General features: G+C 59.0%; 21 protein-coding genes. 7 read left to right on the top strand and 14 right to left on the bottom strand.

Going from position 1 to position 20,432, the window contains the following annotated elements; all coding sequences use genetic code 11:
- Positions 1–32 precede the first annotated feature (32 nt).
- A complete protein-coding gene (locus CRP02_RS17900; RefSeq protein WP_097171862.1) occupies positions 33–884 on the bottom strand; it encodes an urea carboxylase-associated family protein in 852 nt (283 codons plus the stop codon).
- A gap of 110 nt (positions 885–994) precedes the next feature.
- Between CRP02_RS17900 and CRP02_RS17895 the strand changes: the two genes are divergently transcribed.
- Positions 995–1,885, top strand: coding sequence for a LysR family transcriptional regulator (locus tag CRP02_RS17895; protein WP_097171861.1), 891 nt, complete (start codon positions 995–997; stop codon positions 1,883–1,885).
- Here CRP02_RS17895 and CRP02_RS17890 read toward each other — a convergent pair.
- The 7 genes from CRP02_RS17890 to CRP02_RS17860 all read right to left on the bottom strand — a co-directional run bounded on the left by CRP02_RS17890 (position 1,864) and on the right by CRP02_RS17860 (position 10,359).
- Entirely contained in the window at positions 1,864–2,814 is a 951-nt protein-coding gene (locus tag CRP02_RS17890) for a phosphatase PAP2 family protein (protein WP_097171860.1), read from the bottom strand. The genes CRP02_RS17895 and CRP02_RS17890 overlap by 22 nt on opposite strands.
- 70 nt (positions 2,815–2,884) lie before the next feature.
- On the bottom strand, positions 2,885–3,229 hold the full coding sequence (locus CRP02_RS17885) for an AzlD domain-containing protein (RefSeq protein ID WP_174001720.1): 345 nt from the start codon (positions 3,227–3,229) through the stop codon (positions 2,885–2,887).
- A complete protein-coding gene (locus tag CRP02_RS17880) occupies positions 3,226–3,984 on the bottom strand; it encodes an AzlC family ABC transporter permease (RefSeq protein WP_013636011.1) in 759 nt (252 codons plus the stop codon). Before CRP02_RS17880 ends, CRP02_RS17885 begins: the two co-directional genes overlap by 4 nt.
- A gap of 159 nt (positions 3,985–4,143) precedes the next feature.
- Complete coding sequence (gene clpA, locus CRP02_RS17875; protein ID WP_097171859.1) at positions 4,144–6,660, bottom strand: ATP-dependent Clp protease ATP-binding subunit ClpA; 2,517 nt, start codon at positions 6,658–6,660, stop codon at positions 4,144–4,146.
- A 10-nt stretch (positions 6,661–6,670) separates the two neighbouring features.
- Positions 6,671–7,024, bottom strand: a complete 354-nt coding sequence (gene clpS, locus CRP02_RS17870) for an ATP-dependent Clp protease adapter ClpS (protein ID WP_003512812.1) — start codon at positions 7,022–7,024, stop codon at positions 6,671–6,673.
- Between the two features lie 293 nt (positions 7,025–7,317).
- Positions 7,318–9,906, bottom strand: coding sequence for a cell cycle histidine kinase CckA (gene cckA, locus CRP02_RS17865; protein WP_003512808.1), 2,589 nt, complete (start codon positions 9,904–9,906; stop codon positions 7,318–7,320).
- 165 nt (positions 9,907–10,071) lie between these two features.
- Positions 10,072–10,359, bottom strand: coding sequence for a hypothetical protein (locus CRP02_RS17860; protein WP_097171858.1), 288 nt, complete (start codon positions 10,357–10,359; stop codon positions 10,072–10,074).
- A 233-nt stretch (positions 10,360–10,592) separates the two neighbouring features.
- Here CRP02_RS17860 and CRP02_RS17855 point away from each other — a divergent pair, with 233 nt between their 5' ends.
- Positions 10,593–11,834, top strand: a complete 1,242-nt coding sequence (locus CRP02_RS17855) for a flagellar biosynthetic protein FliO (protein ID WP_179784060.1) — start codon at positions 10,593–10,595, stop codon at positions 11,832–11,834.
- Between the two features lie 127 nt (positions 11,835–11,961).
- Here the strand turns inward: CRP02_RS17855 and dksA are convergent, their stop codons facing one another.
- Entirely contained in the window at positions 11,962–12,381 is a 420-nt protein-coding gene (gene dksA / locus CRP02_RS17850; protein ID WP_003512796.1) for an RNA polymerase-binding protein DksA, read from the bottom strand.
- A 302-nt stretch (positions 12,382–12,683) separates the two neighbouring features.
- Here dksA and CRP02_RS17845 point away from each other — a divergent pair, with 302 nt between their 5' ends.
- The 4 genes from CRP02_RS17845 (at position 12,684) to CRP02_RS17830 (ending at position 16,536) form a co-directional block, all read left to right on the top strand.
- Complete coding sequence (locus CRP02_RS17845; protein WP_323455373.1) at positions 12,684–13,160, top strand: histidine phosphatase family protein; 477 nt, start codon at positions 12,684–12,686, stop codon at positions 13,158–13,160.
- Positions 13,161–13,291: 131 nt separating this feature from the next.
- The gene (locus tag CRP02_RS17840) at positions 13,292–14,770 is read left to right on the top strand and encodes a YcjX family protein (RefSeq protein ID WP_097171856.1); all 1,479 of its coding nucleotides are present in this window, start codon (positions 13,292–13,294) and stop codon (positions 14,768–14,770) included.
- The gene (locus CRP02_RS17835) at positions 14,767–15,846 is read left to right on the top strand and encodes a YcjF family protein (protein ID WP_097171855.1); all 1,080 of its coding nucleotides are present in this window, start codon (positions 14,767–14,769) and stop codon (positions 15,844–15,846) included. The genes CRP02_RS17840 and CRP02_RS17835 overlap by 4 nt, the downstream gene beginning before the upstream one ends.
- A 129-nt stretch (positions 15,847–15,975) precedes the next feature.
- On the top strand, positions 15,976–16,536 hold the full coding sequence (locus tag CRP02_RS17830) for a hypothetical protein (protein ID WP_097102397.1): 561 nt from the start codon (positions 15,976–15,978) through the stop codon (positions 16,534–16,536).
- A 14-nt stretch (positions 16,537–16,550) separates the two neighbouring features.
- On the opposite strand, the gene folK is transcribed toward CRP02_RS17830, so the two are convergent.
- The 3 genes from folK to folP all read right to left on the bottom strand — a co-directional run bounded on the left by folK (position 16,551) and on the right by folP (position 18,300).
- On the bottom strand, positions 16,551–17,066 hold the full coding sequence (folK, locus tag CRP02_RS17825) for a 2-amino-4-hydroxy-6-hydroxymethyldihydropteridine diphosphokinase (protein ID WP_097171854.1): 516 nt from the start codon (positions 17,064–17,066) through the stop codon (positions 16,551–16,553).
- A gap of 4 nt (positions 17,067–17,070) precedes the next feature.
- Positions 17,071–17,436, bottom strand: coding sequence for a dihydroneopterin aldolase (gene folB / locus CRP02_RS17820; protein ID WP_003502532.1), 366 nt, complete (start codon positions 17,434–17,436; stop codon positions 17,071–17,073).
- A gap of 78 nt (positions 17,437–17,514) precedes the next feature.
- The gene (folP, locus tag CRP02_RS17815; RefSeq protein ID WP_097171853.1) at positions 17,515–18,300 is read right to left on the bottom strand and encodes a dihydropteroate synthase; all 786 of its coding nucleotides are present in this window, start codon (positions 18,298–18,300) and stop codon (positions 17,515–17,517) included.
- Positions 18,301–18,479: 179 nt separating this feature from the next.
- Here folP and CRP02_RS17810 point away from each other — a divergent pair, with 179 nt between their 5' ends.
- Positions 18,480–19,106 (top strand): DUF922 domain-containing Zn-dependent protease, encoded by a 627-nt coding sequence (locus CRP02_RS17810; RefSeq protein WP_097102390.1) that lies wholly within the window; start codon positions 18,480–18,482, stop codon positions 19,104–19,106.
- Between the two features lie 307 nt (positions 19,107–19,413).
- Here the strand turns inward: CRP02_RS17810 and CRP02_RS17805 are convergent, their stop codons facing one another.
- Both CRP02_RS17805 and CRP02_RS17800 read right to left on the bottom strand, forming a co-directional pair.
- Entirely contained in the window at positions 19,414–19,734 is a 321-nt protein-coding gene (locus CRP02_RS17805; RefSeq protein ID WP_003512782.1) for a 2Fe-2S iron-sulfur cluster-binding protein, read from the bottom strand.
- A 127-nt stretch (positions 19,735–19,861) separates the two neighbouring features.
- The gene (locus CRP02_RS17800) at positions 19,862–20,230 is read right to left on the bottom strand and encodes an Hpt domain-containing protein (protein ID WP_003512780.1); all 369 of its coding nucleotides are present in this window, start codon (positions 20,228–20,230) and stop codon (positions 19,862–19,864) included.
- Between the last annotated feature and the right edge of the window lie 202 nt (positions 20,231–20,432).

Raw genomic sequence — 20,432 nt, 5'->3', positions numbered from 1 at the left:
CTAGTCCAGCATGACGACCGTGGTACTTGTCATCATTCCACAGGACGATAGGCATTCCTCTCCGGCCAGGGCCAGCCTTCAAGCACCGCCATATCCGGCCGGAATATCTCCACCTTCAGGGGATAGCACGGGACCGCGTCGCTCGAATGGCTGGCGCCGCAATCGCCGCCGGGGCAAGCGGAGAGCGCGCCGATGAGATCAATTTCCGCGACGAGTTCCAGATAGTCGCCCGGCCGCACCGGGCTTGCCTTCATGAAATATTGATGCGTATCGCGGGTGAAACCCGTGCACATGAAGATGTTCAGAACATCATGTACATGCGGTTCCGCCTCGCCGAATGACAGGCCTTTGGCTGCAGCGAGCGCATTGGTGAGGTTCGAATGGCAGCAATGGTGATAGTCGCCGCCGCTCAACAGCTTGTTGGTGTAGGGATCGCACCGGGTGCCGATCACATCATGCACGCCACCGCCATCTTCATCCCAGCCATACCATGACAAAGTATCATGGGTGATGGTCGCCATCGGCCGCAGGAATGGCAGATTGCTCCACAGCCGGTTGCCCACGGAAACATGGGTCGCATGCAGGGCGCGGGTTTTGCCGCTGAAAAAGCGCTCCGTCAGATCATGGGCATTCCAGAGGTTCAAATCCCCCACCTGCGGGCCTTCGGTGCTGACGATGCGGAAAAAATGCCCCTTCGGAACATTGAAAGTGCCGCCCTCGCGCGGTGGCACGATGACTTCGTCTATCTTCACCATGGCTTTTTTAGCTTGTTCCAGACGCGCCAGGTCCGGTGTCTGAAGTGTGCCGTTCGGATAAACGACGACGGGACGGACGGCGCGGCGCGCGGCGGCATCAATGGGTTCGGCGGCGGACACGGGGGTCATGAAATCCTCGGATGGATGAAAATGTGACGCGAAATTGCGGCATGAATGGCGTGATGACAAGACGGGTTTTTCTTGCGCTCAGACCAAGTCTGACTTAGCCTCGCAGCATCATGAAACTTCCACCCCTCGCCACCCTCCGCGCGTTTGAAGCTGCGGCCAGAAGGTCAAGTTTTTCCCTGGCCGCGCAGGAACTCGGCATGACGGCGACGGCCGTAAGCCAGCATGTGCGCAATCTGGAAACATGGCTCGGCGTGCCGCTTTTCGAGCGCCATGCAAGAGGCGTGAGACTGACGCCGGCGGGACAGGAATTCGGAATCACTGTTTCGGGTGGTTTGCTGCAGATCGCCTCCGGTGCCGCCCGGATCCGCCAGGGTCGCGACCGCATCACCGTTCGTCTGGCCAGCCTGCCTTCGGTGGTGGCGCATTTTCTGACACCCCGCCTGCCCCGTTTCCGCGCGCTTTATCCCGACATACAGGTGTCAATCAGCTATTCCGGCAGGAATGATGCCACGCAGCCCGATCTCAGCATCACCCATGGCGCACGCCCTGCGCAAAAAGCTGTAGCCCTTTTCAGCGCGGAAACACGTCCGACATGCGCGCCCGCTTACGCCACGAAGTCCGGTCCCTTCGACGATGTCTCAAGCCTGCCGCGGGCTGAATTGCTGCATGACGCCACCGAGACGGCATGGCGGGACTGGCTGGCGGCTGCTGGCCTATTCCTGTTCCAGGGCACCGGCCCAATCTTTGCGGACTTCAATCTGCTCGTGACCGCTCTAAAGGCGGGACACGGCATCGGCCTTTGCCCGACAGCGCTCCTTCGCGACGAAATCGCCGACGGTCAATTGACCGTGCTTTTCGATCGGGCGGCCGATGCGGACAAATATTACTGGTTGATTGAAGCAGAAGAGATGACTGCGTCGGCCCGGCTACTATCTGATTGGCTGATTGCCGAGGCCCGCGAGAGCGGAAACCGGAGCAATTACTCCGCCGCGACAACTTGAGTCGAAGCGCGAGCCTTCTCTCCGTTTCTTTCCCTTACCGAAAGCCACTTGAGCAGCCAGGCTGAGGCTGCACAGACGATTGCAAACGCAACGAGACCGCCGAAAATATCAGACAGATGATGACCGCCTTGAACGAGAACGGCGGGCAACATCAAGATATTGATCGGCAAGATCACCGCCAACACCAACCAGTGACGTGGAACAAACCATACGGACATCGCCGCCATGAAGATATGAAACGAAGGGAAGCCGATTAGCCCCAGCACGTTTTTAGGCGAAAGGTGAACAACCCCTTCCGTTATCAGGCGGTTCAACTCCTGCCCGTACGCATTATCAACCGCCAAGGGGATGGTCTGAGAAACCCATTGCGGCAATTGCACATAGGCGGATGGCCCAAATGACGGGAAAAATATCCAGAAGATTATACTTGCAAAAGCGCCCAGCACTCCCGTCACAAGGAAGTGGTGCAACATCCGCTCCTTGCCAGTAAAACCTAGCGTTATCACGATCACCAGAAGCTGCGGCAGCGACGTCGCATAAACGAAAAACAGGATCGTTCCGATCCATGGGTGTGTCGCCGCCCAAGTGACGATGCCCATCCAACTATAACCGAAGGCCGCATCCACACGGAGAAGCGCATGATCAATCGCCGGGAAAGCGACAGGCAGGAACATGTAGTTAAAAACGGAGGCAACAAGCGTAAAAAGAATGAACAATCCGCCTGCGATTAGCGCGGCAGCGATGCGAAGATCACGCCCGCTTTTGCGATAGAACTGACCGAGAATAAAAACGCCGGCGCCCATCGATCCGCATAATAAATATCCGGCGTAGTCAACCCTGATGCCTTTGACGGCGATCAGTACCGTATCGATAACGAATAAGATGGTGATAAAGCCAAGTACAAAACGCTCTGCCGCAAAGAGTCGCATGGAATTGCCGCCCCGGTTCCAATCAACGGTAAAGTAGGGTGTCGCGCTTAATATTTGGATAAGACGAGTATTAAAAGCCGAGTGCGAACAACCCGCCAGCGAGAAGCAGGATAGGAACGGCTACGCCGACAATGACGCGTTGGCCGGCGGCCAGGAACGCTATGAAACCGAGTGCTGCCGCGCCGATGCGTAGCCACAGCGGTGAAGCTTCAAGCGTTCCGGTTGGAAAGACGATCAGCTTGGCGGTGACGGCCATGACGAGCGCGGTGGCGACCGCCCTCACCCAGTAGAGCGCCTCGGAATCCTCCTTCAGCCGATTGCCGGCGAGCACGCCGAGCCAGCGCCAGAGATCGGTCGCCAGCCAGCCGGCAATGGCGATGAAGAGATAGGGCGCCCACCACTGTTCGGTCATCATGGTTCGCTCTCCGGTGAGACGGGAATGATCTTTCGGCGGAAAACGAAACGGTCGATCAGATAAGCCACCGTGCCGCCACCGATCCCGGCATAGAGAATGTCGAATTCCGGCGCGATCACCGCAAAGACCGGCCCCGCGATCACACCGATAATGAAGGCGACCTTGACGACGGAATGGCGGGCGGTCGCCCAGATCGACGCTATGAAATAGACAGGCGTCAGAAAAAACAGCACGCCTGCGACAAGGGGTGGAAAAGCCGCGACGACGCCGTAACAAAGGCCGACAATGATAGCGTTGACGACGGTAAGGGTAATGCCGAAACCGGCAAACCACGCAGCCCGTGCTTCGCGCGGTATCTTGGAAAGATTTTGCGTGGCGAAGACCCAGGCGGTGATCGCCACGAAGTGGGAGAGGAACAACAAAATCCATGTCGGCGTTTTTGCGCCACGCATCTCCGGAACGATGGAGGCAACCATGGGCATCATTCGCACCGATGACAGCGTCACCGCGAGAAAACACGCGGCAAGATTGGCGCCGCCGACCATCGAGCCGATCAGGATCATCTTGGCCGGCAAAGCCCAGATAACCAGCGTCATGAACACCGCTTCGCCGCGTTGGACGCCCGATTCCAGCGCGAAGGCGCTGAAACCGACAAAGGATGTCATGAGAATAAGCGAGGGCAGCGAGAATATGCCCCGCATTCCCCTGAAAAACCAGCCGCGCAGGGGGATGGTATCGCTGTCTGCTGATTGCATTGCTTGGTCCACTAATGCATGTCGTCCGAAAGTGCGCAGCGGTTTCGGAATGACGAGAAAATAAAGCGCGTTTCACGAATCCGGTAAAATGCGACACGCTTCAGGCATGAAAATGCCGGGCTTTCGCCCGGCACCAATTTGTAGGTCGGAAGACCGTTATCATTTCTTCTTCGGCACCTTCGGCACCGTATTCGCCTTGCGGCGCGGCTTGCTCTCCTCGTCGGGCTTGCTCGCCTCGGCAACCAGAACATCCGCTTCCTCATTGGCAATCGCTGCCTTCGAGGCGGGCTTCGACTTGGCCTTAGACGCCTTGCCCGGAGACTTGGCCGCATTGAGCTCTGCTTCCGGCTTCGGCTTTACCGGCGCTGTTTCCGGCAGAACCTCAAGTTTGAGGCCGTCGGAACCATCATCCTTCTTGCCGACGGTGACGCTGACGACACCGCCCTTCTTGAGCTTGCCAAAGAGGATTTCGTTGGCGAGCGGCTTCTTAATGTGCTCCTGGATCACGCGCGACAGCGGGCGAGCGCCCATCTTTTCGTCGTAACCCTTTTCCGCCAGCCACGAGATCGCGTCTTCATGCAGATCGAAGGTGACATTCCGCTCGGAGAGCTGGGTCTCGAGCTGCATGACGAACTTCTGCACCACCTTGTGGATAACGGCGGTCGGCAGCGGCGAGAACGGAATGATCGCATCCAGACGGTTGCGGAACTCCGGCGTGAACAGGCGGTTAATCGCCTCTTCATCTTCACCCGTGCGTCGCGAAGAACCGAAACCGATGGCGGATTTTGCCATTTCGGAAGCGCCCGCATTGGTCGTCATGATGAGGATGACGTTGCGGAAGTCGATCTTCTTGCCGTTATGGTCGGTCAGCGAGCCGTGGTCCATCACCTGCAACAGGATGTTGTAGATGTCCGGATGGGCCTTCTCGATTTCGTCCAGCAACACCACGGAATGCGGATGCTGGTCGACGCCATCGGTCAAGAGACCGCCCTGGTCGAAGCCGACATAACCGGGAGGTGCACCGAGTAGACGCGAGACGGTATGGCGCTCCATATATTCCGACATGTCGAACCGCAGCATCTCGACACCGAGCGAGGCGGCGAGCTGCTTGGCCACTTCGGTCTTGCCCACGCCGGTCGGGCCGGAGAAGACATATGAGCCGATCGGCTTGTTCGGTTCGCGCAAACCGGCGCGTGCCAGCTTGATGGCGGTGGCCAGCGCCTCAATGGCGATGTCCTGACCATAAACGACCGAGCGCAGTTCCTTTTCGAGGTTGGCGAGAACCATCTCGTCATCCTTGGAAACGGTCTTCGGGGGAATGCGGGCCATTGTCGCGATGGTTGCTTCGATTTCCCGTTCCGTGATCAGCTTGCGACGCTTGGACGCCGGCAGCAACATCTGCGCCGCACCGGTCTCGTCGATTACGTCGATCGCTTTGTCCGGCAGCTTGCGGTCGGAAATGTAGCGGGCCGACAATTCGACCGCAGCCTTGATCGCTTCGTTGGAATATCTGAGGTGATGATAATCCTCGAAGTAAGGCTTCAGGCCTTTCATGATCGCGATAGCATCATCGATCGACGGCTCGTTGACGTCGATCTTCTGGAAGCGACGCACCAGTGCGCGGTCCTTCTCGAAGAACTGGCGATATTCCTTGTAGGTGGTCGAACCGATGCAGCGGATCGCGCCTGACGACAGCGCCGGCTTCAACAGGTTCGATGCATCCATAGCGCCGCCGGACGTCGCACCCGCACCGATGACGGTGTGGATTTCGTCGATGAACAGGACTGCGCCGGGATACTCCTCGAGTTCCTTGACCACCTGCTTCAGGCGTTCCTCGAAATCACCACGATAGCGGGTTCCGGCCAGAAGCGTGCCCATGTCGAGCGAGAAGATCGTGTCATTGGCCAGCGCTTCAGGCACCTTGCCTTCAACGATACGCTTGGCCAAACCTTCGGCGATCGCCGTCTTGCCCACGCCCGGATCGCCCACATAAAGCGGGTTGTTCTTGGAACGGCGGCAGAGGATCTGGATGGTGCGGTTGACTTCCTCATGACGGCCTATCAACGGGTCGATCTTGCCGTTTTTGGCCTTTTCATTGAGGTTGACGCAATAGGCCTTCAGCGCATCCTGCTGTTTCTTGGCGGATGAGCCTTCTTCCTCGGGATTGCTGCGTGCAGCCTTGGGGTCGGCTTCCGGCTCGTCTGCGCCACGCGGAGCGCGGGTCTGCGACGTGCCCGGACGCTTGCCGATGCCGTGGGAGATATAATTGACCGCATCGTAACGGGTCATTTCCTGCTCCTGCAGGAAATAGGCAGCGTGGCTTTCGCGTTCGGCGAAAATGGCCACAAGCACGTTCGCTCCGGTCACTTCCTCGCGGCCGGACGACTGAACATGAATGACAGCCCGCTGGATAACCCGCTGGAAGCCGGATGTGGGCTTGGAATCCTCGTCATAACCGGTCACGAGGTTGGTCAGTTCGTTGTCGACGTAATCGCTGACGGTCTTGCGCAGCGCATCGAGATCGACATTGCAGGCGCCCATCACGGCAGCGGCATCCGCGTCGTCGATCAGCGCCAGAAGGAGATGTTCCAGCGTCGCATATTCGTGGTGACGCTCATTTGCAAAGGTCAGTGCCTGGTGCAGCGCCTTCTCGAGACTTGGGGAAAAAGTTGGCACGTTGCGATCCTCATTTCTTTTCCATGACGCATTGCAGCGGATGCTGGTGCTGTCGGGCGAAATCCATGACCTGGCTTACTTTCGTCTCTGCGACCTCATATGTAAACACCCCACATTCTCCTACGCCGTGCTGGTGCACGTGCAGCATGATGCGGGTCGCCGCTTCGCGATCCTTCTGGAAAAAACGCTCCAGAATATGAATGACGAACTCCATTGGAGTGTAATCGTCATTCAGTAAAAGAACACGGTACAAATTCGGTCTTTTCGTCTTTGGCTTGACGCGGGTGATAACGGACGTTCCGCGGTTCGTACCGCCGTCTTCCCCGTCGCCCTCGCCCTGCATGTAGATCGGCTCAGCGATCATCTTTCATCATTCTCCAAACCGTTCTCAAACCGGCAGTCATCACCAGGAGGGAGAACTTCGCCTCTTCATATCTAGGTCGTTAAGATCGGATTTTAAGCCCCCTGTGAAACGGTGCAATCACTATTGCGTTTGCGAAGAGGCAAACCTCGGGAAAAACAGGGGTCTTGCGATAACACATCGGGAAAGCGCGGTACTATCCGCCTTTCCCGACGTGGTTTCAGCCGTGACGCCAAGCGCCTGCAAGGGAATCGCGAGCAACAGCGGACCTAATCTCCCGCCCGCGCCATCCACCGTCATTCCTTGTTGTCGAGCATTTCGCGAACGGCGATCGCCAGCTGTTTCAGCGAGAAGGGTTTTGGCAGGAAGCCGAACTTGGCATCCGCCGGAAGGTTTTTCGCAAACGCGTCCTCGGCATAACCAGAAACGAAGATAAATTTCAGGTCGGGATAGGATTTGCGCAATTCCCTCAGGAGTGAAGGACCGTCCATCTCCGGCATCACGACGTCGGACACGACGATATCGACCTTGCCTTCCAGCTCTTCCATCACCTCCAGCGCCTCGACGCCGGAACCCGCCTCATGAACGGTGTAACCACGGGTTTCCAGCATGCGCTTGCCGCCGCGCCGCACCGCCTCCTCGTCCTCCACCAGAAGCACGACGGCGGAGTTGCCGGTCAGATCCAGCGGCTCTTCCTTCACCGGTTCGGGCAGAGCCACAGGGGCGAGTGCAGCTTCACCGGGCTGCTGGCCCGGAACGTGCACCACTTCCACCACGTGGCGCGGCAAATAGATGCGGAACGCAGTGCCTTTGCCCACTTCCGATTCGGGATAGATGTAACCGCCGGACTGCTTGACGATGCCATAGACCATCGACAGGCCGAGACCGGTGCCCTTGCCAACATCCTTGGTGGTGAAGAACGGCTCGAAGATCTTGTCCATGATCTCCGGCGGAATGCCGGTTCCGTTATCGGCGACCTCCACCATGACCATGTCTTCCGCCGGGACTTCCGGCCGACCGAGCGCTGCGGCTTCATCCGCATCCACATTGCGGGTACGGATGGTGATCTTGCCACCATCGGGCATGGCATCGCGCGCGTTGACGCAAAGATTGATCAGCACCTGCTCGAATTGCGACAGGTCGGTCTTCACCGGCCAGAGATCGCGGCCGTAGTCCACTTCCAACTTGACATTGGTGCCGGAAATCAACCGGTCCACCAGCATGCGCAGGTCGCCGATCACGTCGGTCAGATTGAGGATCGCCGGGCGCATCGTCTGTTTGCGCGAGAAAGCGAGAAGCTGTCGCACCAGCACTGCCGCGCGGTTGGCGTTGCGCTTGATCTCCATCAGGTCGGCGAAGCTCGGGTCTGCGGGCCGGGCCTGCAACAGCAGATGGTCTGATGACAACAGGATCGCAGTCAGCACATTGTTGAAATCGTGGGCGATGCCGCCTGCCAGCGTGCCGACGGCGTTCATCTTCTGCGTCTGCGCCATCTGGGTTTCGAGCGCCTTCTGCTCCGTCACCTCTATCGCATAAACGATTGCCACCTCTTCGGGCGCCTCGTCGTCCTGATCGATGACGGCATTGACGTAGAAACGGAAATGGCGGCCCTCGTCGCTCGGATGGCGAGAATCGAACGGGGCGATATCGCCCTGCCGGTCCTTCGCCTCGGCCAGCGCCTGCTCAAGTCTTGGTTTCTCATTGTCGTGGATGATGGCTTCGAGGGCAACGCCGCGATCGATATCGTCACGCCCGACGACGCCGGAGAACAGCTTGAGGAATGGCGCGTTGATACGCAGAATGCGGCCTTCGCCGTCGAGCGAGGCAATCGCCATCGGCGTGTTGTTGAAGAAACGAGTGAAGCGCATGGCGGACGAGGATTCCGTATCCTCCTGCCCTTTCGGACGCATCAGAACAATCGTCCGGCTTTCGCCGGGCGCGCCGTCCTTCGAGGTAACCTGATGCACGAGGCGGGCCGGCATGCTCTGGCCGTTGACCCGGCGCATGTCGAGATCGAGAATTTCGGTGCGCTTGGCTGAACCCTGCGGATGGACGGATTCGATCAGCGCCATACCCTCGCCGGCGACGATGTCGGAAACCGTCATCGAACCGGGCGAAAATTGCGCGAGATCGATGCCGAGCCATTCGGAAAGGGTGGCGTTCAGATAAACGATCTCACCCTTGCGTCCGGCAGAAAAGAAACCGGCCGGCGCATGGTCGAGATAATCGATGGCGTTCTGCAATTCGCGGAAGAAGCGTTCCTGATCTTCCCGCTCAGGTGTGATGTCGGCGATCTGGAAGACGTGCAGCGCCTCGCCGCCAGCATCCTTCAGCACCCGACCTTTCAGCCGGTACCAGTGCGGCCCGCCGGAAGTGGCCTCCCCGAGCGGTTTTAGCAGACGGAACTCCTCGTAACCGTCACGGCCCTCCCGCAAAACATTGATGAGGCGATAGAGCGCCTCGGTCGATTCCCGGCTGCGCGAGAGCAGCGTCTCCAGGCTCTGGATATCGCTCGCCTTCGTGGTGCCGCTCATCCGGCAATAGGTGGCGTTGGCATAGACCATATGCCCCTTGGCATCGGTGATCAGTGTGCCGTCCGGGTGCGCCGACAGGAAACGGCGGGCAAGCCCGTCCGATTGCGACTGCGGCATGACCTCGATGAAACCGATGATCGACGACACCAGAAAAAAGATACCCATCATCGCCAGCACGCCGAGAATGCCGAGCACGATTTCGTTTTCCAGCGAATCCTTGAAATAGACGAAAGCAGCGGCGGCAGCGATGAGCACCAGCGCCAGCAGCAGAATCCGCAAAACCGTGCCGGAACGGGCACGCCTGTCCACCAGCGGAAGGTCGTTGTCGCTTGTCTCGCGCACCCGTGTCATCTTGGCCTCGCAGTCCTGCAGGTCGTCATTCGGTCAGCCCTATTTCCTCAACGGAATCGGGCAGCAGAATTTCTTGTAGCAACTCGCTTGACCGTCAAAAAGCTCCGCTGCACCACAAAGGCTTAAAATCGCACAGAGAAACGGCCCTAAAGAGGCGCAAATGCCTCAGAAGCCTATTTTGCGGCTGCAGGTCAGCGCTTTAACCTGGCATTGAATGCGCGGCGCGGAGCAGACGATATTGCCATCCGCAACCGTGCAAACCGAGCATCCATCCGTGAAATCGATACAGGATGGATTGTCTCTTACGAACTCAATCATGTTCGCAGGATTGTCGGACGCCTTGTCATCCGCCGTCGCGGCCTGAGCGGAAAAAACAAATCCCGGCAATCCAAATAAAACAACAAAAATGAAAACTCTTACCGGAAGCCCGTCAACGAGCAATTTCGCAAGCATTTACAATCGCTCCATCGAAGAGAGAATTGCAACCTTCATTGCTCCCCGGCATTGAAGGGAAAGATATGGCGCTTTGGTGACGCCCGGTCGGCTGACGAGACGATCCTATGAAGCGATCCTGGGGGACGAAATGAATAAACCTTGTATCACGCTTAAAAAAATCGTCTTTTCCTGCTTGACGTTCACATTATAAGAACCACGGCAATATTAATTGCACGAAAAAATCTGAAGGGATGATCTCCATGATGGAAGATTTTATCGGCACCTATGGAAACAATCTCATCGTCGCCGTCGTCGGTGTCGGTCTCGCCCTGCTTGTTCTGGCAATTGTTCTCTGGATCCTGCGCAGGCGCGGCGGCGCGGCCCCGTTTATCCGTGGCGGTCGCAACCGGCAGCCGCGCTTGCAGGTTCTCGATGCGACGGCGGTAGACGCCCGGCGCCGTCTGGTGCTGGTGCGCCGCGACAATGTCGAGCATCTTGTCATGATTGGCGGCCCCACGGATATCGTCATCGAGAGTGGTATCGGCGCGATCCCAATCGTCAGGGAAGTGCGCGAACCGCAGGAAGCTGAACTTAAGGCGCTGCCGCGTCAGGACAGCGAACCTAAAAGGGCTGAACCGCCGATCCCTCGCGAAAGCCGCCCTGCTTTGCCACAGCAGCCAATTGCAGCGGCATCTCCAGCCTCCTTGCCGGAAGAACCCGTAAAGCAGCCGCAGCGGCCGGAACCGCCCGCCCCGGCTGCTCGCCCGGCGCCCGCCCCTGCACCGTCCGCATCGCTGCCACCACGTCCGTCTACGCCGCCGCAACCGGTATCCACGCCCATGACGGCACGCGAGCCCGTTGCGCCGATTAGACCAGCCGCCCCGGAAAGGGATGTTACCCGTCCTGCGCCACCACCGGCATCGGTCATTGCGGCACCGGCCGCCGCTGTTCTGCCTCTCGCCGCCGCATCACTCGACATGCCCGCTGAGCGACCGGAACAGCGACGCCCTGATCCCTTCGTGCCGGCTCCTCTACCCTCGGCGCCGCCCGCACCGCCTGTCCAGGCAACGGCTCCTGAAGAACGGCCGACGGTTGTTGCCCCGCCGGTTGTTGCCGCGCGCGAACCGGTCATCGACCAATCGAATGCCGCAGATTTTCTGGATGCCGCACGCGAGCGCGTTCTACCCGGCCTGAAACCGGGGCAAGATGCGCCGCCTGCGCCCTTTGCGCCAAAGCCCGAAAATCCGCCCGTCGTCTCCGCTAATGCCGAGCCGAAATTTTCCGATGACCTTGCCAGCGATTTCGAAAGCTTTCTTGAGGCGGAGATCGCCAAGAGCAAGGATGCGGATAGCGAACAGGCAATCGCCGCTGCTGCGGAAAAGCCAAAAACCGAACCCGTCTCGCCGCCTGTTACCGGTGCAACGCCGGATGGCGACATGCAGAAGGAAATGGCGCGTATTTTCGGCGAACTTTCCGTTACCCGCGACCGCTGACAGGTTCACATCTGTCGGCAGACAGAATTCAAAACAAAAAAAGGGCGCGGAAACAAATCCGTGCCCTTTGTCATTTTGGTTCTGTTCGTTGGCCGGCTCGCCGAAGCGCCCTGAACAACGCTACGCCTTATTCGTCACGGTAGACTTTTTCACGACGCTCGTGACGTTCCTGCGCCTCGATGGACAGCGTCGCTATCGGGCGGGCGTCCAGACGCTTGAGGCCAATAGGCTCACCCGTTTCTTCACAGTAACCGTAAGTGCCGTCGTCAATCCGCTGAAGGGCAGAGTCGATCTTTGAGATCAACTTGCGCTGGCGGTCGCGGGCGCGAAGTTCGATCGCCCGGTCAGTTTCCGAAGATGCCCGATCGGCTAGGTCGGGATGGTTGGCGCTTTCTTCGGCGAGATGTCCGAGGGTCTCGCGCGCTTCTCTCAGGATGTCGTTTCTCCAGGCGACCAGCTTCGCGCGGAAGTAGGCACGCTGGTTTGCATTCATGAACTCGTCGTCTTCCGAGAGCACATATTTGCTAAGATCGATCTTCTCACTCAACGCGATTCTCCTCGAAGAACATCTCAATGCGGCGGTGTATACTCCAATGATATAGGCTGATTCAAGTCTACAGATCAGTTTTCAGGCATTTTTTAAAACTGACACAAAAATCATCTAAATGACTAATTTTTATCCTTTATTCGTATTCAAGCGATCTCTTCTTAAATCACTTAAACGCGACTTACCAACAGGAAAGAGGACTTGCGGTCCTGCAACCCTATCCTGTAGCATTCCTCCATTGCCTCCCATTCGAACGTCGGTCCCCGCCCTTGACAGCATCTTCTCCGAGCCGAGTGTATCTTTTGCGCCACGCCAAGGCCGCCTGGGCGGCACCGGGAGAACGCGATTTCGACCGGGGATTGAACGAGGCCGGTTTTGCCGAGGCGGAGATCATCGCCGACCTTGCCGCCGACCGGCGCTACCGCCCGGACGTGCTCTTGTCCTCCACGGCCACGCGCTGCCGGCAGACCACGCAGGCCTGGCAGCGGGCCTTCAACGAGGGCATCGACATCGTCTATATCGACGATATGTACAATGCGCGCAGCGAAACCTATCTCTCCCTCATCGCCGCGCAAACGGACGCACAGTCCGTGATGCTGGTCGGGCACAACCCCACAATGGAGGCGACGCTGGAGGCGATGATCGGCGAGGACCTGCTGCATGCCGCCCTGCCCTCCGGTTTTCCGACATCGGGTCTTGCGGTTCTCGATCACGACGACAGTGCCGGGAACGGTAAAAATCGCTGGCGGCTGGTCGATTTTCTCTCGCCCGGCAAATAGCAGCAGCAGCGTGCGACCAATGCGTTGCCGAAGCCAGGCCCGCTGAAAATCCATTGGCGCGCTTCTTTTTTGGGCAGCCGCCCCTTCCTATATTGCAGCTGTGACCGTGAAAAATAGCTGGGAAACTGCCATTGCCGCCTTCTCTTACGTCCCTGACAGACAGTGCGCTCATCGCATTCGACAATCTGGCCGACCGTGCGAGCACCCTTACACATCCGACATTGCGGCTTGGCGTCACCGGTCTTTCGCGGGCGGGCAAGACGGTTTTCATCTCCTCGCTCGTCCACAATCTTCTGAATGGCGGTCGTCTGCCGCTGTTTGAGGCCATGCGGTCCGGGCGCGTCTCGAATGTGCGTCTGGAGCCGCAACCGGACGATGCCATTCCCCGGTTTCAGTATGAGGACCATATTCAGGCTCTGGTACGCGACAGGCTCTGGCCGGATTCGACACGGGCAATCTCTGAACTGCGGATCACGCTCGACTACCAGAGCGCCAGCGGTTGGGGCCGTTGGTTTTCCGCAGGCAAGCTCTCCATCGATATCGTCGATTATCCCGGCGAATGGCTGCTCGACCTGCCGCTGCTTTCGCAGGACTACAAGAGCTTCAGCGACAGCACCGTCGCGCTCGCGCAAAATGGCATCCGCGCCGAACTCGCGCAGGAATGGTTGGCAATAGCCTCCTCGCTCGACATCAATGCGCCCGCCGACGAGATGACGGCGCGACGCCTCGCGGAAAGCTTCGCCGCCTATCTGAAGGCCTGCAAATCCGACGAGCGATCGCTCTCCACCTTGCCGCCAGGCCGTCTGCTGATGCCGGGGGATCTCGAAGGATCACCGGCGCTGACCTTTGCGCCCCTGCCGGGCCTGACAGACGACAAGGCACCAAAGGGCTCGCTGCGCGCCATGATGGAGCGGCGCTACGACGCCTACAAGGCAATCGTGGTGAAACCCTTCTTCCGCGAACATTTCGCCCGCCTCGACCGGCAGATCGTGCTGATCGATACACTGCAGGCGGTCAATCGCGGCCCGGAGGCGGTGCAGGATCTGGAGCGGGCGTTGGGCGATGTTCTCGCCTGTTTCCGCCCTGGCACCAACAGTCTTTTGTCATCGCTGCTGGGCCGACGCATCGACAAGGTGTTGATTGCCGCCACCAAGGCCGACCACCTGCATCATGAAAGCCACGACCGGCTAGAACGGCTGACCCGCCGTCTGGTGGACCGCGCCATCACCACCATCGGCATGAATGGCGCCGGCATTGAGGTCATGGCGCTGGCTTCCGTGCGCGCCACGCGGGAAGCAAGCGTACGCCAGGACGGTCACGAGCTTCCGGTCATCGTCGGTACGCCGATGGCGGGTGAAACCATCAACGGCGAGATATTTGACGGCAACCGCAAAACGGCGATCTTTCCCGGCGACCTGCCTGAAGACCCGGAGCCACTTTTCCGCAGCATCGACAGGGATGGCGACAAGGCGACGTTGCCGGACGTCAATGTCGTGCGTTTCCGCCCGCCCAATATCGATGAACCGGGCAGCGGCGGCATCCGGCTTTCCGTTCCCCACATAAGGCTCGACCGCGCCATGCAGTTCCTGTTTGGAGACAAGCTCGCATGAAGGCTCCCACACCAAACGATCCGCAGGCACGCCGCCCGGCGGCTTTCACGCTCGAAACCGAAGAAGCGGCACGGCCAACCGTCGCGCAAAAACGCGCACCGCGCAGCTTCGACACCGAGATTTCCCTGACGCCCGATGAGGATGATCCATTTTTAGCACCTGAAGAGACGGATGCCGCCGCATTGCCGGTGGCCGTGCCGAAGAAAAGCCGCTTCTCCATCGGCAAGCTCGCGCTTGGTGCACTCGGCGTGCTGTTCTCGCTCGCCTTCGGGCTCTGGGCGGACCAGCTTATCCGCAATCTCTTTTCCCGCTCCGACTGGCTGGGTTACACGGCGAGCATTGCCCTCCTTGTCGCGCTTTTTGCCGTCCTCGTTCTGGTCGGACGAGAAGTGTTCGGCATCATGCGGCTCAACGCCGTTCAATCGCTGAAAGCTGATGCGGAGACGGCCAGCCTCGACAAGAGCCCGAAACCCGCCCGCGCCATCGTCACCCGGCTCAATGCGGTTCTCTCCCACCGCGCCGAAACGGCCAAGGGGCGCGCCGCCCTCAAGGATACCGAAAACGACGTGATCGACGGGCCGCATCTGATCGAGCTTGCCGAACGCGAATTGCTGGTGCCGCTCGACCGGCAAGCCCGCGCGCTGATCCTCAACTCCTCCAAACGCGTCTCCGTCGTTACCGCCGTCAGCCCACGCGCCGTGGTCGATCTCGCCTATGTGCTGTTCGAGGTGACAAGGCTGGTGCGCGCCATGGCGGAACTTTACGGCGGCCGGCCGGGCACGCTCGGCATGCTCAGGCTTTTGCGTGACGTCGTCGCCCATCTCGCGGTCACCGGTTCGATCGCCGTCGGTGATGGGCTTGCCCAGCAGGTTCTCGGTCACGGGCTTGCCTCAAAACTCTCCGCACGCCTGGGTGAAGGTGTCATCAACGGTCTGATGACGGCACGAATCGGTATTGCGGCGATGGATCTGTGCCGCCCGCTACCCTTCAAGGCGGTGAAGCGACCGGGCATAGGTGATTTCATGTCTGACCTCACGCCCGATCTTGGTGGCGGAAAAACCGGTCAAAAAGCCTGATCAGCCGGACTTGTACGCCTCAAAAGGTTACGGACGAAGCTGTAAATAAAGCCGAAATAAACCAAGCATTAACCATTCCGCCGGTAGATTGCCGCTTATCGAACAGGCTTCTTCGCCGGGGAAAGTATCATGTATTCGCGCTTCTTTTCGCTTGTGGGCGGACTTGCCGCCATATTGTCCGTCAGCGGTGGCTTTGGCCTGTCTGACGTCCATGCCGCATCGCGCGATCGCGACGACGTGTTTTTCCGCTCCGTTGCCGGAAGCTGGAAAGGTCCGGGCGAAATCGTCGCCGGCAAGTACAAGGGCACCAAGTTCACCTGCGACCTGACGGGCGAGCCGCTCGACGACAAGCAGACAGGCATCAAGCTCGCCGGCACCTGCCGCGTCGGCGTCTTCAGCCAGCCCATGTCCGCGGTCATCAGCCAGAAGGGCGGCTCTTACGAGGGCAAGTTCCTCGACGGCGCCGAAGGCAAGGGACTGGACATCATTTCCGGGCAGGTTAGCGGCGACAAGGTCGTTGTAGGCATCAATCGCGCCAAGCTCAACGGTGCCATGGTCGCCCGCGTGTCGAACGACAATTCGATGAACATCACCATTTCCGTCAAGGTCGCCGACCAGATGATCCCGGTTATCGGCGTCACACTCGCGCGCGACATCGACCAGATCGCCGTCGGTTCGATCAAGCCGTAAAACCTGCGATCTTTTCAGCCATCGCCAAGCGGGAGTGTCCACCACTCCCGTTTTTCGTTTGCGCTGATGATGCCGGTTTTATCCGCCTGCCGCAGCCATTCCCGCACGGGCTTGCCCCGGACATCGAGATCGGGCGCGATATCGGCTAGCGGCATCAGCACGAAAGCGCGCTCCGTCATGCGCGGATGCGGCACTTCAATGCTTTCCGTAACGACAACATCATTACCATAGGTCAGCACGTCGATATCGATGGTGCGTGGCCCCCAGCGCTCCGTTCTGACCCGTTTCATGCCCTTTTCGATATCGAGGCACAATTGCAACAGCGCGGGTGCTGAAAGCGAGGTTTCGACCAGCGCACAGCAATTGAAAAAATCCGCCTGGTCCGTCTTGCCCCAGGGCGGCGTGCGATAAAGCCGGGAGACAGACAGCACCCGGCAATCGCTGTGCGCATCCAGTTCGCGCAAGGCTCTGGCCATCGCAGCGGCTGGGTCACCGATATTCCCGCCAAGGCCTAATGCAGCAACTGTCATCCTGTCAGGCACGGTGTTCAACACTCACCTGCGCATAGTCGAGAATGCCGGGAACCGGCGCAGAGGGCTTGCGAACCGTGATACGCAGCCAGACAATCTGCGGATAACGCGCGCGCAGGGCCTTGGCGATATCGTTCGCGAGGGCCTCGATCAGGTAACGGCGCTGGCCGACGACGATCTTTTCGATAACGGCGAAGGCGACACCATAATCGACGGTATTTTCGATATCGTCGGTTTCGAGCGCATCACCCGCTTCAACCTCCATCTCGGCATCGACGAAAAAGCGCTGGCCCAGCACCTCCTCCTGCTCGAGAAGGCCATGACGGGCGAAAAAGGAACAGTTTTTCAGAATAATGGTGTAGCGGCTCATCGCATCGCCTCCATGGCGGGGGTTATACCGGAATAGCCGGCCTCTTTTAAGGCATGCGGCACTCCGGCATTTATTGATCTATGCATCGGGCCTTGCCGACGCTTTGGCAAGAACCGCGTCGGCAATTGCCAGCGCATCGCGTGTTACGGCGACATTGTGCACGCGAAAAATCGCGGCACCCGCCAGCCTGAGGATCACTGTCGTCGCTGCTGTTCCGATATCGCGTTCGTGGGCCGCATCCCTGCCCGTCAGCGACCCGATGAACCGCTTGCGCGACGTCCCGGCCAGAACAGGCAGGCCGAACGCGGCAAGTTCGCCAAAGCGCGCCATCAGCTCGACATTTTCACGCTCGTCCTTGGCAAAACCGAAACCGGGATCGAGCACGATGGCGTCGCGGGCGATTCCTGCATCTTCCGCGATCTCGAGCGAACGATTGAGAAATTCGAACTGATCCTCGATGACATCGGCGCGCTTCTGCCTGTCGCGCCCGGTATGCATGATGCAGACGCCCGCGCGCGCGGCGGCAACCACGCCCGCCATGTTCCCGTCCTTCTGCAGGCCGAAAACATCGTTGACGATATGGGCGCCCGCCTCGATCGCCAGCCTTGCCGTGGATGCGCGGTAGGTGTCGACGGAAATCAGGACATCCGTCTCGCGACGCAGCCGTTCGATAACCGGCAGCACGCGATCCTGTTCCTCACCCTCGGTCACCTCGGCAGCGCCCGGGCGGGTGGATTCGCCGCCGATATCGATGATATCCGCCCCCTCCTCGACACAGGTCAGGGCATGGGAAAAAGCCGCATCAACGGCAAGATAACGGCCGCCATCCGAAAAGGAATCGGGCGTCGCATTGACGATGGCCATAATACGGCCACGTCCATCAAGTTTCAGGGAGCGACCATGGGCCGCTTGCCACACATTGCTGCCGGCTGTTATCACGTAACACGCGCCTTTCGGGAATAACGGAGTGTTATGCCAATTCTTATAAGTTCCGCTCCGCCTATGCAGCAAACGTTTTTCAAGTTCAACCGGAAGGCCGGGTTATGACCATATCTTCACGTGCTCTTTGCGCCGTTTTCGCTGGCGCATTAGCCCTTTCCATGCCCGGATCGGCCTTTTCCGAAACCATCGTCAGCAAGACCTATTCCTATTTTTCGATCAACGGTAAAACCGCCGCTGACCTCGACAAGCAGCTTTCCAAGCACGGCCCGCTGACGCGCAACACCGGCGCGCGCCATCCCGGTGCCACCGAGATCAAATTCGGCGGCGAACTCACCTATGTCGAGAAAAACGGCATGTGCAGCGTTGGAAGCACCAAGGTGTTGCTGAACACCCGTATCCTCCTGCCGCAATGGAAAAACCGCCGCCGCACCACGGCGGAACTGGCCTTCATTTGGGATACGCTGCTTGCAGATATCAAGCGCCACGAGGAACGGCACGCGGAAATCGCCCGCAGCCATGCCCGCTCGCTTGAAAGGCAACTGACGGCGCTTCGTCCGCAAAAAGACTGTGAAACGCTGCAGGCAATGGTCGGCAAGATTACCCAGACCGTCATGGACGAGCACGACAAGGATCAGTTGCGCTTCGATATCGTGGAATCCAAAAACTTCGACGCGCGCATGACCCGGCTTTTGAAGAACCGGATCGAACAGGGCCAGAACCGGCGCTGAGCAGCCTTTCGCCCCGTACCCCCCTAGACGCGAAACGCAACGCGAACATGACGTTACGTCATGTTCGATATCACCCGTGACTTCTCGTCATGGTGCGGTCGCCGAGACTCATTGTAGCTTGTTCATATGGTTTTAACGGTGGTGATCCGCAGGGGTCCGGCGTTTGAAACCACCTCCGGTTCTCCCGGTGCGCACTTGAGGCTCGCAGGTGTTTCCTCCCTCGCTTGCATGCTGCGTACCCGCCTCGCCCCGCTCCCCGCTAACAGGTGAGCGGGGCTTTTTCTGTGGCGTATAATGCGGCTTGCCGTCAGCCCTGACGTTCGGGAACGTGAACGACAAGACCGTCAAGCTCGTCCTTCATCTTGATCTGACAGGAAAGACGCGAGGTCGGGCGTACTTCGAAGGCGAAGTCCAGCATGTCCTCTTCCATCGGCTCGGGCCCGCCGACGCGTTCCGCCCATGCGTCATCCACATAGACATGACAGGTCGCACAGGCACAGGCGCCACCGCATTCCGCATCGATGCCGGGTATGGAGTTGCGCACGGCATTCTCCATGACGGTGGAACCGTTGCTTACGTCGAGTTCATGGGGCGTGCCGTCAAAGGCAACAATGGTCAGTTTTGTCATGCCGGAGATCCAAAATGGTGTCTAAGAACTGTTCTAAACAAACACATAGAAAGGCCGGTTCGCCTTGGCAACCCGCTTCTCGCAGGCGCCAAGCGCAACCGGCCCTGTAAAACAGACTGGATTCGCCTTAACGGCAGAGCTTGAGGATGAAGTTCTCCGCTTCGACAATCGCTGCCGCAAGTCTGGCTACGGCCGCGCTATCGTTGCCCTTGTCCTCCACTGCCGCCGCCGCCGTGGAAACGGTGGAGGCACCAACCGCCTGCGCGGCCCCCTTCAGACGATGGGCGGTTGCCTTGACGGTCTTGTCGTCAGCGCCGGCCATTTCATGCAGGGCAGCACGGGCGTTACGGCTGAAGAGTTGCAGCACCTCGATTTCAAGTTCCTTGTCGCCCATCGTCTGGCGGGCGAGATGTTCGAAATCGATTGGTCTTGTCGCGGCGGCCGGCGCACCACCAAAATTATCCGGAGCTTCGAAAGCAATACTGACGGCTGCCATATCTGAAATTCCTTTGTCTCGCCGTTTCCTGTTTCGTGTCACATCTGTGTCGTATTTACGCATTGAAGCCGGTGCTATCAGCTTAAATTACGGCGTGACGCGGGCGAAAATCTTCTGCTATGGTTAATTTATGTTAAACTTATGTGAAACAAGGCGTTCAGCGTGAAACTCAGGTTTAAAAACTGTTAAAAAGCCGACACTT

This window comes from Rhizobium sp. AN5 (genome assembly GCF_900215255.1).
In the GTDB taxonomy this organism is placed as follows: domain Bacteria; phylum Pseudomonadota; class Alphaproteobacteria; order Rhizobiales; family Rhizobiaceae; genus Agrobacterium; species Agrobacterium tumefaciens.
The sequence above is the reverse complement of the archived record's forward strand: the minus strand, read 5'-3'. Positions and strand labels throughout refer to the sequence as shown.

Excerpts from the sequence above, each read along its gene's own strand:
- CRP02_RS17900 (WP_097171862.1), bottom strand. The coding sequence starts at position 884 with ATGACCCCCGTGTCCGCCGCCGAACCCATTGATGCCGCCGCGCGCCGC.
- CRP02_RS17895 (WP_097171861.1), top strand. The coding sequence starts at position 995 with ATGAAACTTCCACCCCTCGCCACCCTCCGCGCGTTTGAAGCTGCGGCC.
- CRP02_RS17890 (WP_097171860.1), bottom strand. The coding sequence starts at position 2,814 with ATGCGACTCTTTGCGGCAGAGCGTTTTGTACTTGGCTTTATCACCATC.
- CRP02_RS17885 (WP_174001720.1), bottom strand. The coding sequence starts at position 3,229 with ATGATGACCGAACAGTGGTGGGCGCCCTATCTCTTCATCGCCATTGCC.
- CRP02_RS17880 (WP_013636011.1), bottom strand. The coding sequence starts at position 3,984 with ATGCAATCAGCAGACAGCGATACCATCCCCCTGCGCGGCTGGTTTTTC.
- clpS (WP_003512812.1), bottom strand. The coding sequence starts at position 7,024 with ATGATCGCTGAGCCGATCTACATGCAGGGCGAGGGCGACGGGGAAGAC.
- cckA (WP_003512808.1), bottom strand. The coding sequence starts at position 9,906 with ATGACACGGGTGCGCGAGACAAGCGACAACGACCTTCCGCTGGTGGAC.
- CRP02_RS17860 (WP_097171858.1), bottom strand. The coding sequence starts at position 10,359 with ATGCTTGCGAAATTGCTCGTTGACGGGCTTCCGGTAAGAGTTTTCATT.
- CRP02_RS17855 (WP_179784060.1), top strand. The coding sequence starts at position 10,593 with ATGATCTCCATGATGGAAGATTTTATCGGCACCTATGGAAACAATCTC.
- CRP02_RS17835 (WP_097171855.1), top strand. The coding sequence starts at position 14,767 with ATGAAGGCTCCCACACCAAACGATCCGCAGGCACGCCGCCCGGCGGCT.
- CRP02_RS17830 (WP_097102397.1), top strand. The coding sequence starts at position 15,976 with ATGTATTCGCGCTTCTTTTCGCTTGTGGGCGGACTTGCCGCCATATTG.
- folK (WP_097171854.1), bottom strand. The coding sequence starts at position 17,066 with ATGACAGTTGCTGCATTAGGCCTTGGCGGGAATATCGGTGACCCAGCC.
- folB (WP_003502532.1), bottom strand. The coding sequence starts at position 17,436 with ATGAGCCGCTACACCATTATTCTGAAAAACTGTTCCTTTTTCGCCCGT.
- folP (WP_097171853.1), bottom strand. The coding sequence starts at position 18,300 with ATGGCCATCGTCAATGCGACGCCCGATTCCTTTTCGGATGGCGGCCGT.
- CRP02_RS17810 (WP_097102390.1), top strand. The coding sequence starts at position 18,480 with ATGACCATATCTTCACGTGCTCTTTGCGCCGTTTTCGCTGGCGCATTA.
- CRP02_RS17805 (WP_003512782.1), bottom strand. The coding sequence starts at position 19,734 with ATGACAAAACTGACCATTGTTGCCTTTGACGGCACGCCCCATGAACTC.
- CRP02_RS17800 (WP_003512780.1), bottom strand. The coding sequence starts at position 20,230 with ATGGCAGCCGTCAGTATTGCTTTCGAAGCTCCGGATAATTTTGGTGGT.